Source organism: Bacillus sp. LBG-1-113, assembly GCF_020708615.1.
Lineage (GTDB): Bacteria > Bacillota > Bacilli > Bacillales > Bacillaceae > Bacillus > Bacillus mojavensis.
Genome location: NZ_JAJFDG010000001.1, coordinates 330,295 through 347,372 on the forward strand (window position 1 = coordinate 330,295; position 17,078 = coordinate 347,372).

14 protein-coding genes, 1 other RNA gene and 1 other annotated feature are annotated in these 17,078 nt (G+C 45.5%); of the genes, 13 read left to right on the forward strand and 2 right to left on the reverse strand.

What is annotated here, in order from left to right:
• The first annotated feature begins 7 nt into the window (after nt 1–7).
• From recJ to dtd, 4 genes are all read left to right on the forward strand, one after another.
• The gene (recJ, locus tag LJF29_RS01685) at nt 8–2,368 is read left to right on the forward strand and encodes a single-stranded-DNA-specific exonuclease RecJ (protein WP_229146637.1); all 2,361 of its coding nucleotides are present in this window, start codon (nt 8–10) and stop codon (nt 2,366–2,368) included.
• Nucleotides 2,369–2,373: 5 nt separating this feature from the next.
• Nucleotides 2,374–2,886, forward strand: coding sequence for an adenine phosphoribosyltransferase (locus LJF29_RS01690; RefSeq protein ID WP_010335123.1), 513 nt, complete (start codon nt 2,374–2,376; stop codon nt 2,884–2,886).
• 167 nt (nt 2,887–3,053) lie between these two features.
• Nucleotides 3,054–5,258 carry a GTP diphosphokinase gene (gene relA / locus LJF29_RS01695; protein WP_010335122.1) on the forward strand — a complete coding sequence of 735 codons (2,205 nt, stop codon included), beginning with the start codon at nt 3,054–3,056 and terminating at the stop codon, nt 5,256–5,258.
• Nucleotides 5,259–5,270: 12 nt separating this feature from the next.
• Entirely contained in the window at nt 5,271–5,711 is a 441-nt protein-coding gene (dtd, locus tag LJF29_RS01700) for a D-aminoacyl-tRNA deacylase (protein WP_229146639.1), read from the forward strand.
• A 26-nt stretch (nt 5,712–5,737) separates the two neighbouring features.
• Here the strand turns inward: dtd and LJF29_RS01705 are convergent, their stop codons facing one another.
• The gene (locus tag LJF29_RS01705; protein ID WP_229146649.1) at nt 5,738–7,291 is read right to left on the reverse strand and encodes an SH3 domain-containing protein; all 1,554 of its coding nucleotides are present in this window, start codon (nt 7,289–7,291) and stop codon (nt 5,738–5,740) included.
• A 132-nt stretch (nt 7,292–7,423) separates the two neighbouring features.
• Between LJF29_RS01705 and LJF29_RS01710 the strand changes: the two genes are divergently transcribed.
• From LJF29_RS01710 to LJF29_RS01730, 5 genes are all read left to right on the forward strand, one after another.
• A complete protein-coding gene (locus LJF29_RS01710; RefSeq protein WP_010335119.1) occupies nt 7,424–7,594 on the forward strand; it encodes a YrzK family protein in 171 nt (56 codons plus the stop codon).
• 56 nt (nt 7,595–7,650) lie between these two features.
• Nucleotides 7,651–7,881: a binding site (T-box leader), on the forward strand.
• Between the two features lie 89 nt (nt 7,882–7,970).
• Entirely contained in the window at nt 7,971–9,245 is a 1,275-nt protein-coding gene (hisS, locus tag LJF29_RS01715) for a histidine--tRNA ligase (protein WP_229146650.1), read from the forward strand.
• 13 nt (nt 9,246–9,258) lie between these two features.
• Entirely contained in the window at nt 9,259–11,037 is a 1,779-nt protein-coding gene (gene aspS / locus LJF29_RS01720) for an aspartate--tRNA ligase (RefSeq protein ID WP_229146651.1), read from the forward strand.
• A 60-nt stretch (nt 11,038–11,097) separates the two neighbouring features.
• A non-coding RNA gene (ssrS, locus tag LJF29_RS01725) (6S RNA) lies at nt 11,098–11,290 on the forward strand.
• An 82-nt stretch (nt 11,291–11,372) separates the two neighbouring features.
• On the forward strand, nt 11,373–12,137 hold the full coding sequence (locus LJF29_RS01730; RefSeq protein WP_229146653.1) for a tRNA threonylcarbamoyladenosine dehydratase: 765 nt from the start codon (nt 11,373–11,375) through the stop codon (nt 12,135–12,137).
• 44 nt (nt 12,138–12,181) lie between these two features.
• Here LJF29_RS01730 and LJF29_RS01735 read toward each other — a convergent pair whose 3' ends face one another.
• Entirely contained in the window at nt 12,182–13,447 is a 1,266-nt protein-coding gene (locus LJF29_RS01735; RefSeq protein WP_229146654.1) for a replication-associated recombination protein A, read from the reverse strand.
• A 200-nt stretch (nt 13,448–13,647) separates the two neighbouring features.
• On the opposite strand from LJF29_RS01735, the gene cymR reads away from it, so the two are divergent.
• The 4 genes from cymR (at nt 13,648) to LJF29_RS01755 (ending at nt 17,075) form a co-directional block, all read left to right on the forward strand.
• Nucleotides 13,648–14,064 carry a cysteine metabolism transcriptional regulator CymR gene (gene cymR, locus LJF29_RS01740; RefSeq protein ID WP_003225879.1) on the forward strand — a complete coding sequence of 139 codons (417 nt, stop codon included), beginning with the start codon at nt 13,648–13,650 and terminating at the stop codon, nt 14,062–14,064.
• 19 nt (nt 14,065–14,083) lie between these two features.
• A complete protein-coding gene (locus tag LJF29_RS01745) occupies nt 14,084–15,226 on the forward strand; it encodes a cysteine desulfurase family protein (RefSeq protein ID WP_229146655.1) in 1,143 nt (380 codons plus the stop codon).
• 28 nt (nt 15,227–15,254) lie between these two features.
• On the forward strand, nt 15,255–16,370 hold the full coding sequence (gene mnmA, locus LJF29_RS01750) for a tRNA 2-thiouridine(34) synthase MnmA (protein WP_229146660.1): 1,116 nt from the start codon (nt 15,255–15,257) through the stop codon (nt 16,368–16,370).
• Between the two features lie 84 nt (nt 16,371–16,454).
• A complete protein-coding gene (locus LJF29_RS01755) occupies nt 16,455–17,075 on the forward strand; it encodes a tetratricopeptide repeat protein (protein ID WP_229147564.1) in 621 nt (206 codons plus the stop codon).
• Nucleotides 17,076–17,078 lie beyond the last annotated feature (3 nt).

The window sequence follows — 17,078 nt, forward strand, 5'->3', positions numbered from 1 at the left end:
TGAATTTATGTTAGCGTCAAAAATGCGATGGGAAATCCAGAGACCAGATCAGGAAAAGGTCAAATCACTCACAGAACAATTGGACATAACACCTCTTGTTGCGTCGCTGCTTGTAAAAAGAGGCTTTGATACGGCAGAAAGCGCGAGGCTGTTTTTACATACAAAGGATGCCGAATTCTATGATCCCTATGAGATGAAGGGGATGAAAGAAGCGGTTGAACGAATAAAACAGGCGATTTCACAACAAGAACAGATTATGATATATGGCGATTATGATGCCGATGGAGTTACCAGTACGTCAGTGATGCTGCACACTTTGCAAAAGCTGTCAGCGCAAGTTGATTTTTATATACCTGACCGGTTTAAAGAAGGCTACGGCCCCAATGAACAGGCGTTTCGTTCGATTAAAGAACGAGGCTTCTCACTCATTATTACGGTTGATACGGGGATTGCCGCTGTCCATGAAGCGAAGGTAGCAAAGGAACTTGGCTTAGATGTCATCATTACCGACCACCATGAGCCTGGACCAGAGCTTCCGGATGTTCATGCGATCGTTCACCCTAAGCAGCCTGGCTGCACCTATCCTTTTAAGGAGCTTGCAGGAGTGGGAGTGGCGTTTAAGCTTGCCCACGCATTATTGGGCGAATGGCCAGATGAACTTCTTGACCTGGCGGCAATTGGCACCATTGCCGATCTAGTTCCGCTGCATGATGAAAACAGATTAATTGCAACATTAGGTCTCGAAAAGCTCCGGCGGACGAACCGGCTTGGCTTAAAAGAGCTGATTAAGCTCTCAGGCGGAGACATCGGAGAAGCGAACGAAGAAACCGTCGGATTTCAGCTCGCACCGAGACTGAATGCAGTCGGAAGAATTGAACAGGCCGATCCTGCTGTTCATCTGTTGATGTCAGAGGATCTGTTTGAAGCGGAAGAGCTTGCCGCTGAAATCGATCAGCTTAATAAAGAACGGCAAAAGATGGTCAGTAAAATGACGGATGAAGCGATTGAAATGGTTGAACAAGAAGGGCTTAATCAAACTGCAATTGTCGTGGCAAAAGCAGGGTGGAATCCCGGAGTCGTCGGAATTGTAGCTTCAAAGCTTGTAGACCGTTTTTACCGCCCGGCCATTGTCCTTGGAATTGATGAAGAAAAAGGGATCGCCAAAGGTTCGGCACGAAGCATTAGGGGATTTAATTTGTTTGAAAGCCTTTCTGAATGCAGAGATATTCTTCCGCACTTTGGAGGCCATCCAATGGCGGCTGGCATGACGCTGAATGCCGAGGATGTGCCGGAATTGCGGAACAGGCTGAATGAGATAGCTGACCATACGCTTACGGAAGAAGATTTTATTCCTGTACAGGAAGTAGACCTCGTATGCAGCGTGGAGGACATTACGGTTGAAAGCATCACAGAGATGAATCTGCTTTCTCCCTTCGGCATGCTGAACCCGAAACCGCATGTGATGGTAGAAAACGCAGTGCTGGAAGATGTCCGCAAAATCGGGGCAAATAAAAATCATGTCAAAATGACGATTAGAAACGATTCCTCCCAGCTTGACTGCGTCGGTTTCAATAAAGGCGAGCTTGAGGAAAATATTGTGCCCGGTTCAAAAATTTCGATTGTTGGCGAAATGTCGATCAACGAATGGAATAACAGAAAAAAACCGCAGCTGATGATCAAGGATGCGGCTGTTGCTGAATGGCAGCTGTTTGACTTAAGAGGAAAACGCACGTGGAAAAATACGGTTTTCGCCCTTCCGTCTGATAAACGAGTCATTGTCTCCTTCAAAGAAGAAACCAAAGCGCTTCTTCAGTCTGAAGATTTTCGCCATGACGTGCACGTTATCAGTTCTGAAGACCAAGCGAAGGCATGTGAACTTGACAATGCATATATTGTATTACTGGATTCTCCGCCTTCGCTGGACATGCTCGCACGTTTGCTGGAAGGCAAAGCGCCTGAGCGGATTTACTTCATCTTTCTCAATCATGAGGAACACTTTTTATCATCTTTTCCGGCAAGAGACCACTTTAAATGGTATTATGCATTCTTGCTGAAAAGAGGCACTTTTGACTTGAATAAACACGGCTCAGAGCTTGCGAGGCATAAAGGCTGGTCCGTTGAAACAATCAATTTCATGACAAAGGTGTTTTTTGATCTCGGTTTTGTTAAAATAGAGAATGGTGTGCTGTCTGTAATAAGTGGAGCGAAAAAACGCGATTTAACAGACTCGCAAACATATCAAGCAAAACAGCAGCTGATGGAGCTGGATCAAAAGCTGAATTATTCTGCGGCTGAAGAGCTGAAGGAATGGCTGAATAAGCTGATGAAACAAGATTCAGAGGCTTATGAAAGTACGAGGAGGACATAAAACAGATGGATTTAAAACAATACGTAACAATTGTACCGGATTACCCGAAAGAGGGCGTGCAATTTAAAGATATTACGACACTGATGGATAAAGGCGATGTCTATCGCTATGCAACAGATCAAATTGTTGAATATGCGAAAGAAAAACAAATTGATTTGGTTGTCGGTCCAGAGGCACGCGGCTTTATTATCGGCTGTCCGGTTGCCTACGCGCTTGGCGTCGGTTTCGCACCGGTGCGCAAAGAAGGCAAATTGCCGCGTGAGGTCATCAAAGTGGATTACGGTTTGGAGTATGGCAAAGACGTATTAACGATCCACAAAGATGCGATTTTACCGGGCCAGCGTGTGCTTATTACAGATGACCTGCTTGCAACAGGCGGCACAATTGAAGCAACAATCAAACTTGTCGAGGAGCTTGGCGGCATTGTAGCTGGTATCGCTTTCTTAATCGAGCTTTCTTACCTTGATGGCAGAAATAAGCTTGATAATTATGACATCTTAACATTAATGAAATACTAAAGATAACCTCATAAAGGAAAAAGCACTCGATACAGGGTGCTTTTTTCCTATTGTTTTGCATTTATTTGATATATTATTTGGTGATTTGAACTTCTGCTCTTTACATCTATCGTTTTTTTCTTGATAATAAACTACAATACAGTTTACATTTTAAAAAAGGTGATTCCATGGCGAACGAACAAGTATTGACTGCCGAGCAAGTTATTGATAAAGCGCGCAGTTATCTATCCGATGAGCATATCGCATTTGTCGAAAAAGCATACCTGTACGCTGAAGATGCTCACCGCGAGCAATACCGCAAATCAGGTGAGCCTTACATTATACATCCGATTCAGGTTGCGGGAATTCTCGTCGACCTTGAAATGGATCCATCCACAATCGCGGGCGGATTTCTGCATGATGTAGTGGAGGATACTGATGTGACGCTTGATGACCTGAAGGAAGCATTCTCCGAGGAAGTGGCAATGCTTGTGGACGGTGTAACGAAGCTCGGTAAAATTAAATATAAATCTCAAGAGGAACAGCAGGCGGAAAATCATCGCAAAATGTTTGTCGCTATGGCTCAAGATATCCGGGTCATACTGATCAAGCTGGCGGATCGTCTTCACAATATGCGGACACTGAAACATCTTCCCCAAGAAAAACAGCGGAGAATTTCTAATGAAACGCTGGAAATCTTTGCTCCTTTGGCTCATCGCCTCGGGATTTCAAAGATTAAATGGGAACTGGAAGATACGGCGCTCCGTTATTTGAATCCTCAGCAATATTACAGAATTGTCAACCTCATGAAGAAAAAACGCGCAGAACGCGAGCTTTATGTCGACGAGGTTGTCAATGAGGTGAAAAAACGTGTCGAAGAAGTCAACATTAAGGCTGACTTCTCAGGTCGGCCGAAGCATATTTACAGTATCTATAGAAAAATGGTGCTGCAAAATAAGCAATTCAACGAAATTTATGATCTGCTTGCTGTCCGGATTCTCGTGAACAGCATAAAGGACTGCTACGCGGTGCTCGGCATTATTCATACATGCTGGAAGCCGATGCCCGGCAGGTTCAAAGATTATATCGCAATGCCGAAGCCGAACATGTATCAATCGCTTCATACAACAGTTATAGGGCCTAAAGGCGACCCGCTGGAAGTGCAGATCCGCACCTTTGAAATGCATGAAATCGCGGAATACGGGGTTGCGGCTCACTGGGCTTATAAAGAAGGAAAAGCAGCGAGTGAAAGCGCGACATTTGAGAAAAAGCTTTCATGGTTCCGCGAAATCTTGGAATTCCAAAATGAATCAACAGATGCCGAAGAATTTATGGAATCGCTCAAAATCGATTTGTTCTCGGATATGGTGTACGTCTTTACGCCAAAAGGAGATGTCATCGAGCTTCCGTCCGGTTCTGTCCCAATTGATTTCTCTTACCGGATTCACTCTGAAATCGGCAATAAAACAATCGGTGCGAAGGTCAACGGAAAAATGGTGACCCTTGACCATAAGCTCCGGACAGGTGATATCGTTGAAATTCTCACCTCCAAGCATTCCTATGGTCCGAGTCAGGATTGGGTGAAGCTTGCTCAAACCTCACAGGCGAAGCATAAGATCCGTCAATTCTTTAAGAAACAGCGGCGCGAAGAAAATGTCGAAAAAGGCCGTGAATTGGTTGAAAAAGAAATTAAAAATCTGGACTTTGAAGTGAAGGACGTCCTGACACCGGAGAACATCCAAAAAGTTGCAGATAAATTTAACTTCTCAAATGAAGAAGACATGTACGCAGCGGTCGGCTACAATGGCATCACAGCCCTGCAGGTGGCGAACCGGCTGACGGAAAAAGAAAGAAAACAGCGTGATCAGGAAGAACAAGAAAAAATTGTTCAGGATGTCACTGCTGAGCCTAAACCGTATCCGCAAGGAAGAAAGCGTGAAGCTGGCGTTCGCGTCAAGGGGATCGACAATCTTCTTGTGCGTTTATCGAAATGCTGCAATCCTGTGCCTGGTGACCATATTGTCGGTTTTATTACAAAAGGCAGAGGGGTTTCCGTCCATCGCGACGACTGCCCGAATGTCAAAACGAATGAAGCGCAGGAGCGGCTGATCCCCGTAGAGTGGGAACATGAGTCACAGGTGCAAAAACGTAAGGAATACAATGTTGAGATCGAGATTCTTGGGTATGATCGCCGCGGATTGCTTAACGAGGTGCTTCAGGCAGTGAATGAGACGAAAACAAATATTTCTTCTGTCTCTGGCAAATCGGACCGTAACAAAGTGGCAACCATTCATATGGCTATTTTTATCCAGAACATCAATCATCTGCATAAAGTCGTCGAGCGCATTAAGCAAATAAGGGATATCTATTCTGTGCGCCGCGTCATGAATTAAAGGAGTCAGAAAATGAAATTAGTCGTTCAGCGAGTAACAGAAGCAAGCGTAACCGTTGATGGAGATGTGATCGGCCAAATTGGACAAGGCATTATGGTCCTGGTTGGCATTACTCACGATGATACAGAAGAGGATGCCGCTTACTTAGCGGAAAAAATGGTGAATCTTCGCATTTTCGATGACAATGATGGAAAAATGAATTTGTCGCTTCTGGATACAGGCGGAGAGGTTTTGTCTGTTTCACAGTTTACGCTTTACGGAGATACGAGAAAAGGACGGCGCCCGAACTACATGAACGCCGCAAAACCTGATAAGGCTTTGGGCCTTTATGAAAAATGGAATGACTTGCTTCGTGAAAAAGGAATCAAAGTAGAAACCGGAAAATTCGGCGCTATGATGGATGTAAAGCTCACAAACTCCGGACCGGTTACATTGATTATGGATTCAAAATAAAAAAAGCTGCCAAAAGGCAGCTTTTTTTATTGAAAATATTTCTCTAATCCGCTCTCAATTCCGTCTGTTACTTTTTCTTGGTATGAATTGCTATGTACAATGGCTTCTTCCTGCGGATGGCTTACATATCCTAGCTCGTACAACATAGCGGGCTGTTTGTTTTCGCGGAGCACATAATAATCTCCGAATAGTACCCCGCGGTCAGGAATTGAAGATCGCTTAACCACTTCAGAGTGTACATCTGCTGCCAGTTTTTGATCCTTTGCAGGACTGTAGTAATAAGCTGTGCTGCCCCTTGTAGAAGTATCCGCAAAGCTGTCGTAATGAATGCTGATGAAGGCGTCTGCGTTGCGGTAATGAGACGTCGAGACTCGTGACTGTAAGCTGACAAATGTATCATCCTGCCGTGTCACATACACGTCTGCTCCTGCTGATCTAAGTTTGCTGGCCAGCAATTGCGCCGTTTTGATCGTCAGTTTTTTCTCGAATTGGCCTGAATAGCCGATTGTTCCGCTGTCTTTTCCTCCATGCCCCGGATCGACAACAATCGCTTTATTTTTCAGCGACCCGCTTCCGGAAGCGGAATCAGCGACAGGCGGCTCCCCGGATTCTTCAGCGCTCTTAGACGTCTGCACAACCCAGTTGGCGACATAAGCGGTCTGCCCATTGTCAAGTCTTACTTCATACCAGCTGCCCTTTGATCCGGTAATGGTGTACGCATCGCCTTTGGCTGTGCGTTTAACGATAGAAGCTGACGTTGAGGCATCGCTTCTTAAATTCGTACCTTCGTATACGATATAGGCTTTTTTGGTACTGTCTGAACTGCTGATATCAGCTGAATTTTCATCCGGGTGAGAACTGGTCACAATGTAATGGCTTGCGACCCAGCCTTTTAGCCCATTCACTTCAATATGGAGCCAGCCGTTTTTCTCTTCGAGGATTGTAAGTTTCGTTCCTCGTGATAGTTTTGTTATAATCGCTGCATCATGTGAATCGGAGCCTCTGACATTCAGTGAAGAAACGCCAACCGTTCCCGTTGTTGAACCAGATGATTCTGTCTGATCACTTTCCTCAGACGCTGAACTGCCGCTGCCTGATGTGACGTATTCGGATGATACCCATCCGGTGGAATTTCGATATGAAATCTTGACCCAGCCGGAATCCTTTTCAATCACTGAGGCTTGGCTGCCCTGCGGGAATTTGCCGATGACTTCGTATGAAGTGCCAGGGCCTGTTCTCATCCGTAAATCGGGATCTGTTGATGTAACAGTTTTACTGCTGTCAGTGGAGCTTGTGCCTGCCTGTTTTTCCTTAGTAATAAGCCAGGAGACAACCCACCCTTTTTCTCCGGAACCAAGCTGTATTTGCACCCAGTCTCCGTCTTCCTTCAAGATGGGGTAGCGTTCCCCTTTTTTCACCTCCGCCATGATGCCGTAGCTAAGTCCAGGGCCGCTTCTGACGTTCATTTCATCTGTTGCGATGACCGCTTCTCCCTGAGCGGCTGTAACGGCAGAAAAAGGCGGGAAAAGCGCCCCGGCGACGATAATACATACAATAAGAACAAAGTGTTTCTTGCTCATTGTGTCCTCCTTTCTAATGATCTAAAAAAAAGCATTCTTTTTTAATATCGTAAAGTCCTTTCTGATTTTTAAATAAAAATAAAATGATTTGTTTATACTAGGCATAAATACAATGAAAAAGGTGTGCAAATCATGAAATATCATCCAAAAATGGGGCGTGCATTTCACGACGGCGAAGGAAACCTGCATTTCAGTGATCATGCCGATCCAGATACAATTGGTTATCTCACTGAAACGGCAACTGAATTTGGTCTTATGTCCAAAGAAGCATCACAGCAGAAAAACAACCGGAATAAAGCTTGACAGAGTACAGCAATGCCATTATTATAATAGAAATCGAGTACATAATAAATTAAATTGTTGAACCAATAATGGAGAAGAGTAGGTCAGATTGCATGGCTAGAGAGGAACCGCCCCAGGCTGAAAGCGGCTCCCATTGCGTCTTTCTCGAAACAACACTCCGGAGGTTTCCTGCTGAACGCGTGATACCGTCATTAGGCAGTGAACGTGAACCTGCGTTAAAGGATCGAGCGGGAATACGAAAATATTCCAACTAGGGTGGCACCACGGGTATAACTCTCGTCCCTACTATAAGTGTATAGTAGGGGCGGGAGTTTTTTTCATTTTCATCATTGACGATAAATGTATATTTTATAAGGAATACATAGGAGGTCTACACATGGGATATAACATTCCAAGAGGAACACAAGATATTCTGCCTGGAGAATCAGAGCGCTGGCAGTATGTTGAACAAATCATGAGAGACACTTGCCGAACTTATCAATATAAAGAAATCCGCACGCCGATTTTTGAGCATACAGAACTGTTCGCCAGAGGCGTCGGGGAGTCTACGGATATTGTGCAAAAAGAAATGTACACCTTCCAGGACCGCAAAGGCAGAAGCCTGACGCTTCGCCCCGAGGGAACTGCTGCAACAGTTCGCGCTTTTAATGAAAATAAATTATTTGCAAATCCTGTTCAGCCGACAAAGCTGTATTATGTCGGGCCGATGTTCCGTTACGAACGTCCGCAGACGGGCCGTTACCGCCAGTTTTATCAGTTTGGCATCGAAGCGATCGGTTCGAAAGACCCTGCAATAGATGCTGAAGTAATGGCGCTGGCGATGGGTATTTACCAGAAGGCCGGCTTGAAAAACGTCAAGCTTGTGATAAACAGTCTTGGCGATCGGGACAGCCGCAAAAGCTACAGAGAAGCGCTCGTGAAACACTTTGAGCCGCGCATCGAGGAATTTTGTTCAGACTGTCAGTCACGCCTGCACACCAACCCGCTCAGAATTTTGGATTGCAAAAAGGACCGGGATCATGAGCTGATGAAATCGGCACCTTCTATTCTTACTTACTTAAATGAAGAATCAGCCGCTTATTTTGAAAAAGTGAAGCAATATTTAAACGATCTCGGCATTTCTTATGAAATTGATCCTAACCTTGTGAGAGGGCTGGATTATTATAACCATACCGCATTTGAAATCATGAGCAATGCGGAGGGCTTTGGCGCGATTACAACGCTTGCCGGCGGCGGACGCTATGACGGATTGGTCGAACAAATCGGCGGACCAGAGGCGCCCGGCATCGGATTTGCGATGAGCATTGAACGCCTGCTTGCCGCAATTGATGCTGAAAAAAGAGAACTGCCGGTTGACCAGGGAATTGACTGCTATATCGTGACGCTTGGCGAAAAAGCGAAGGATTATTCCGTTTCGCTGGTATACAAACTGAGAGAAGCCGGCATTTCCAGTGAGATTGATTACGAAAATAAAAAAATGAAAGGCCAGTTTAAAACAGCTGACCGCCTCAACGCCAGATTTATTGCGATTTTGGGAGAGGATGAGCTTGCTCAAAACAAAATCAATGTAAAGGATGCAAAAATAGGCGAACAGATTGAAGTGGCTCTTGATGAATTTATACATGTGATGAAAGCAAACCAAAAGGGATAAGGAGTGGAACGCATTGTTTGGAAGAACATATTATTGCGGCGAAATGACTGAAAAAGCAATTGGCGAATCTGTAACGCTGAAAGGCTGGGTCCAAAAAAGACGGGACCTCGGCGGATTGATTTTTATTGACTTGCGTGACCGTACGGGAATTGTTCAAGTCGTTTTTAACCCCGATGTATCAAAAGAAGCACTTGCTATTGCGGAAGGCATCAGAAACGAATACGTTCTAGATATTCAAGGAAAAGTGGTTGCGCGCGAAGAAGGCACAGTGAATCAGAATTTGAAAACAGGCGCGATTGAAATTCACGCTGATGCAGTGACTGTTTTGAGTGCGGCGAAGACACCTCCGTTTGCTATTTCTGATCAAGCGGAAGACGTATCAGAGGATGTTCGTTTAAAACACCGTTACTTAGATTTGCGCAGACCGGCTATGTTTCAAACAATGCAGATGCGCCATAACGTGACAAGGGCTGCTCGGAGCTTTTTAGATGAAAATGGGTTTCTTGATATTGAAACACCTATTTTAACCAAAAGCACACCTGAGGGCGCACGTGATTATTTGGTGCCGAGCCGTGTACATGAAGGTGAGTTCTATGCGCTGCCTCAATCTCCGCAGCTATTTAAACAGCTTCTGATGGTCTCAGGTGTGGAACGCTATTATCAAATTGCCCGCTGCTTCCGCGATGAGGACCTGCGTGCGGACCGCCAGCCTGAGTTTACGCAAATCGATATTGAAATGTCCTTTATGAGCCAGGAAGACATCATGTCATTGGCTGAGGATATGATGGCAAAGATTATGCGGGAAACGAAAGGTGTGGAACTCAAGCTTCCTCTTCCTCGAATGACGTATGACGAGGCGATGAACAAATACGGTTCTGATAAACCGGATACTCGCTTTGACATGCTTTTAACAGATGTGTCTGACATTGTAAAAGATACTGAATTTAAGGTGTTCTCATCAGCTGTGGCAAACGGCGGTGTAGTCAAAGCCATCAACGTAAAAGGCGGAGCCGGCGATTACTCAAGAAAAGACATTGATGCTCTAGGTGCGTTTGCCGCAAATTACGGAGCGAAAGGACTTGCTTGGGTGAAGGTCGAAGCGGACGGAGTGAAAGGCCCAATCGCCAAATTCTTTGATGATGAAAAGCAGTCTAAGCTAATTGAAGCGCTTGAAGCCGCTGAGGGTGACTTGCTGCTATTCGGAGCGGATAAATTCGAAGTTGTTGCCGCATCACTCGGCGCCCTGCGCTTAAAGCTTGGGAAAGAACGCGGACTCATTGACGAAAACCTCTTTAATTTCTTATGGGTGATTGACTGGCCGCTTTTAGAGCATGATGCCGAGGAAGGCCGTTTTTACGCAGCGCACCATCCGTTTACAATGCCTGTCCGTGAAGACCTTGAGCTGATTGAAACAGCGCCTGAGGACATGAAAGCGCAAGCCTATGACCTCGTCTTAAACGGCTATGAGCTTGGCGGAGGATCGATCCGTATTTTTGAAAAGGATATTCAGGAAAAAATGTTTACACTGCTTGGCTTCACAAAAGAAGAAGCAGCCGAACAGTTTGGATTCCTTCTTGAGGCATTTGAATACGGCGCTCCTCCGCACGGCGGAATTGCGCTTGGCTTAGACCGTCTCGTTATGCTTCTTGCCGGCCGGACGAATTTGAGAGATACCATCGCCTTCCCGAAAACGGCAAGTGCAAGCTGTCTGATGACAGATGCGCCGGGAGAGGTAAGCGACGCACAGCTTGATGAGCTTCATCTTTCTATCAAATCAAAAGTAAAGAACTGAATGTGCAGTTCGATTCTTGAAAATCAAAATCGTCTGTGATATGATTTTGACAAGTTAAATAAAGTCCTGATGTGTTAGTTGTACACCTAGTTTTGACCGAACATTTTTTTGATTTGGGAGCCCGCATTTTTAAATGGCGTACATGCCTCTTTTCATTCGGTAAAGAGGACTTACAAGATTTAAAAGAGGGCACCCACCTGCTGAGAGCGGGTTCAAAACAAAGGAAAGCTGCAACGGCACAATTGGGACTTTATTTTTTATGCGCAGAAAAAACGGCTGTTTGTGTAACAGCCATTTATCATATGAAACCAGATTACGAATGTGGAGTGAGGTTCTTGTTACACCAGTTTTCACGCAATGAATTAGCTATTGGAAAAGAAGGCCTTGAAACGCTGAAAAACAGCACAGTTGCTGTGCTCGGAGTTGGGGGCGTCGGATCGTTCGCAGCGGAGGCGCTTGCACGTTCAGGCGTCGGGCGCATCCTGCTTGTTGATAAGGATGATGTGGACATTACAAACGTAAACCGTCAGCTTCATGCTCTTCTTTCTACTGTCGGTCAGCCGAAAGTGGATTTAATGAAAGCGCGGATTGCGGACATTAACCCTGAGTGTGAAGTGATTTCATTAAAAATGTTCTATACGGAAGAAACGTATGAGCAATTCTTTGAGTATAACCTTGACTATGTGATTGATGCGTCAGACACCATTCATTACAAAATCCATTTAATGAAAGAATGTCTGAAACGTGATATTCCGCTGATCTCCAGCATGGGTGCTGCGAACAAGACAGACCCGACACGTTTCCAAATCGCTGATATTTCTAAAACGCATACGGACCCGATCGCAAAGGTTGTTCGTACGAGACTCCGTAAAGAAGGCATCAAAAAGGGCGTTCAAGTCATTTTCTCTGATGAAAGCCCGATTGTGATCCGGGAAGATGTCAGAAAAGAAGTCGGAAATGACGATGCGAAAATTCGCAAAGCCAAAATGCCGCCGTCCTCTAATGCTTTTGTGCCGTCTGTTGCGGGATTGATTATGGGCGGACATGTTGTCATGGATCTTTTGAAAGAGATTGAAATCAAACGCGTGAAGGATAAATAATGGAATGAAAAACAGCCTTGAAGCATATTCAAGGCTGTTTTTTTTTATTTTCTTTTTACTAATTTATCGTACACCTGCTTTAACGCAGATTCAAATTTACCAGTCTGCTTCGGTTTGTAATATTGCTTGTTCTTTAAAGGATCAGGGAGGTACTGCTGTTCAACCCATCCATTTTCATAATTATGAGGGTATTTATAGTCGATGCCTCTTCCTAGTTCCTGTGCCCCTTTATAATGCGCGTCTTTTAAATGTTTTGGGACATCGCCGATTTTTCCTGCTCTGATGTCCGCGAGCGCTTCATCGATAGCTAAAATAGCTGAATTGGATTTCGGCGAGAGGCAGAGCTCAATGACCGCATTGGCCAGCGGTATGCGCGCTTCAGGGAACCCAATCCGTTCGGCGGTCTGAACTGCGTGCAGCACCCTCGGCCCTGCTTGCGGGCTGGCTAAGCCGATATCTTCATAGGCGATAACCAACAGTCTTCTCGCGATGCTTTCCAAGTCTCCCGCTTCAATTAATCTAGCCAAATAATGAAGAGCGGCGTTGGCATCAGAGCCTCGGATCGATTTTTGAAAGGCGGACAATACGTCATAATGTGCATCACCGTCTTTATCGTGAGAAAAACTCTTTTTCTGCAGGCATTCTTCCGCAGTCTCTAATGTAATGTGAATCACGCCGTCCGCAGACTCCTTTGTTGACAATACAGCAAGCTCAAGCGCATTTAAAGCGGAACGGACATCGCCCCCGCATCCTTGGGCAAAATGCTCCATCGCCTGATCATCAATAGAAACGGAGTATGTGCCAAGCCCCCGGTGCTCATCATGAAGAGCCCGATCCAAAGCCTGTTTAATCAATTCGGGTGTTAATGGCTCAAGCTCAAAAATCTGCGTGCGGCTTCTGATGGCCGGATTTATGGCGTGATATGGGTTAGCTGTAGTGGCGCCGATTAAAATAATCATGCCATTTTCTAAATAAGGCAATAGAAAATCCTGTTTTCCTTTATCAAGTCTGTGGACTTCATCCAAAATCAAAATGACCTGGCCAGACATTTTGGCTTCTTGAGCTACGATCTCCATATCCTTTTTATTGTTAATAACGGCATTCAGCTTGCGGAAAGCAATACTTGTTGAACCGGCGATTGCGGTTGCGATTGAGGTTTTTCCAATTCCGGGCGGCCCGTACAAAATCATCGATGACAAATGTTTTGCCTGAACCATTCTGCCGATAATTTTATCTTCAGCCACCAGATGCTGCTGGCCGATAACATCCTCTATTTTCGTCGGACGCATCCGATATGCCAATGGCTTCATCATCATCTCTCCTTACTTAATTACAGGGTAACGGAAAACCGGAAATTAGAAAAGGGGGAAGCCGCGTTCCGCCGGCTTCCATGAAAATTCGAACAAGGTATGCTATAATAGCAGTTGGTCTATTATTTAATAAACGGACGAATTATATAGAAATTACCATTATATATGTGGAAAATCATGAAATAACAGAGGTGTTCATGTTGAAAATATCAACTAAAGGAAGATACGGTCTCACCATTATGATCGAGCTCGCGAAAAAGCATGGCGAAGGCCCGACTTCATTAAAAAGCATCGCACAGACGAATAATCTGTCAGAGCATTACTTAGAGCAGCTGGTATCACCGCTCCGAAATGCTGGCTTAGTCAAAAGCATCAGAGGCGCTTATGGCGGATACGTATTAGGAAGTGAGCCGGATGCCATTACAGCTGGAGACATCATCCGCGTGCTTGAAGGCCCGATCAGCCCTGTGGAAGTGCTCGAAGACGAGGAGCCTGCCAAGCGGGAGCTGTGGATCCGCATACGGGACGCTGTCAAAGAAGTGTTAGACAGCACAACATTAGAGGACCTTGCCAGCTACACAGATGGAGAGCAAGAAGCTTATATGTTCTATATTTAGATCAGAGGTGTAAAACAAAATGGAACGGATTTATTTGGATCACGCCGCAACGTCTCCGATGGATGATCGCGTGTTGGAGAAAATGATACCGCATTTCTCCGGAAATTTCGGCAATCCATCCAGCATTCATTCATTTGGAAGGGAATCACGGAAATGGGTGGACGAAGCAAGAGCGCACATTGCAGCTGAAATTGGTGCGGCAGAACAGGAAATTATTTTCACTAGCGGGGGAACGGAAGCTGACAACTTAGCGATAATGGGAACTGCGCTTGCCAGAAAAAATCAGGGAAAACATATCATCACGACAAAAATTGAGCATCACGCCGTGCTTCACACATGTGAAAAACTGGAGGAAGACGGATTTGAAGTGACGTATCTGGATGTTGATGAAAACGGCAGAGTCAGTGCAAATCAGGTGAAAGAAGCACTCCGTGATGATACAATCCTTGTGACGGTGATGTATGGAAATAACGAAGTCGGAACTGTGCAGCCGATCGATGAAATCGGCCAGATGCTGAAGGAACACACGGCTTATTTTCATACCGATGCTGTTCAGGCATTCGGGTTTTTTTCAATTGATGTGAAAAGCAGCCATATTGACCTTCTGTCTGTTTCTGGGCACAAGCTCAACGGGCCAAAAGGGACAGGCTTTTTATATGCAAGTAAGGATGTAAAGCTTTCTCCGCTGTTATTCGGAGGAGAGCAAGAAAGAAAACGCCGTGCCGGAACAGAAAATGTTCCGGGAATTGTCGGGCTGAAAGAAGCGGTCAAGCTGTCGGGCGAAGATCGGGACGAAAAAAACGAGAAGTATCAATCGTTTAAAACAATCATAGCCGGCACGCTTAAGGATGCCGGTGTGGCATTCGAGATCAATGGAGATCAAGAGCATAGCCTTCCGCATGTCATGAACCTTTATTTTCCCGGTGTATCTGTGGAGGCACTGCTGGTAAATCTTGATATGGCGGGAGTCGCGGTCTCCAGCGGATCAGCGTGCACTGCTGGTTCAGTCCTGCCGTCACATGTTCTGACTGCCATGTTCGGTGAAGAGAGCGACCGGCTGACGTCCTCAATTCGAATCAGCTTCGGTCTCGGCAATACGGCTGAGCAAGTGAAAACCGCTGCCAAACATGTGGCTGCTGTTGTAAAGCGGCTAACACAATAAGGCGGACTTAATTATTGGAGTGAATGAAATGGAAAAACGGCCGGAGGATACAAGAGTCGTTGTCGGCATGTCCGGCGGAGTAGACTCATCTGTGGCGGCTCTGCTGTTAAAAGAACAGGGCTATGACGTGATCGGAATCTTTATGAAAAACTGGGATGATACGGACGAAAATGGTTTCTGCACGGCGACAGAGGATTATGAAGATGTGATCCGCGTCTGCAATCAAATCGGAATTCCGTACTATGCCGTTAATTTTGAAAAGCAATATTACGAGAAGGTATTTCAATACTTCCTCGATGAATATAAAGCAGGCAGAACACCAAACCCGGATGTGCTGTGCAACAAAGAAATTAAATTCAAGGCATTTTTGGAGCATGCACTGTCACTTGGCGCCGACTATTTAGCGACTGGCCACTATGCAAGGGTCGACAGAAGCGGCGGCAAAGTCAGAATGCTGCGCGGCATTGATGAAAACAAAGATCAAACGTACTTCTTGAATCAGCTGACAGAAGATACGCTAAGCAAAGTGATGTTCCCGATCGGCGAGCTTCAAAAGAGCCGTGTGCGTGAAATTGCCAAAGAAGCAGATCTGGCAACGGCGGCGAAAAAAGACAGTACGGGCATCTGTTTTATCGGCGAACGCAATTTCAAAACATTCCTCAGTCAATATCTCCCTGCGCAGCCGGGTGATATGATGACGATGGACGGTGAAGTAAAAGGACGCCACGACGGATTAATGTACTACACGATCGGTCAGCGTCACGGCCTTGGAATCGGCGGAAGCGGCGAGCCTTGGTTTGCGGTCGGTAAAGATCTTGAAAAGAACATCCTTTACGTCGACCAAGGGTTCCATAACCCGCTCCTCTACTCCGATAAAATCACAGCGACTAATATCAGCTGGGTTCGTTCGGATATAATGGATGGCAAAGAAATTTCCTGCACAGCCAAATTCCGTTACCGTCAAGAAGACCATAAAGTTACAGTTCGAATGACTGGAGAAGGCGAAGCGGAGGTTATTTTCGATGAGCAGGTTCGTGCTGTCACACCGGGACAAGCCGTTGTCTTCTATGGTGGCGAAGAATGCCTTGGCGGCGGAACCATTGATGACGTATATAAAGATGGCACAAAATTGTGGTATGTATAAAATGAAAAAAACCTCAACAGCGAGTTGGGGTTTTTTAATGAAAGGAAGATGACTGTGGATTACAATGAAGCCGGTATAGCGGCAATGCAGGAAGGCGATTACGAAAAAGCGGCAGAGGCTTTTACAAAAGCGATTGAAGAAAACAAAGAAGACGCAATTCCGTATATTAACTTTGCGAACCTGCTTTCATCCGTAAATGAACTGGAACGGGCTTTAGCGTTTTATGATAAAGCGCTTGAATTAGACAGCAGCGCCGCCACTGCTTATTATGGAGCAGGAAATGTCTATGTGGTAAAAGAAATGTACAAAGAAGCAAAAGACATGTTTGAAAAAGCGCTGCGTGCCGGAATGGAGAACGGTGATCTTTTCTACATGCTCGGAACGGTTCTCGTAAAGCTTGAGCAGCCTAAGCTCGCTCTGCCATATTTACAAAGAGCGGTCGAGCTGAATGAAGACGATACAGAAGCGCGTTTCCAATTCGGGATGTGCTTGGCGAACGAAGGCATGCTGGACGAAGCACTCAGCCAGTTCGAAGCTGTAACAGAGCAAGACCCGGGGCACGCGGATGCGTTTTATAATTCCGGTGTCGCTTATGCTTATAAAGAAAATCGTGAAAAAGCGCTTGAAATGCTGGACAAGGCAATCGAAATCCAGCCGGATCATATGCTGGCGCTTCATGCAAAAAACCTAATCGACCCATCATAAAAA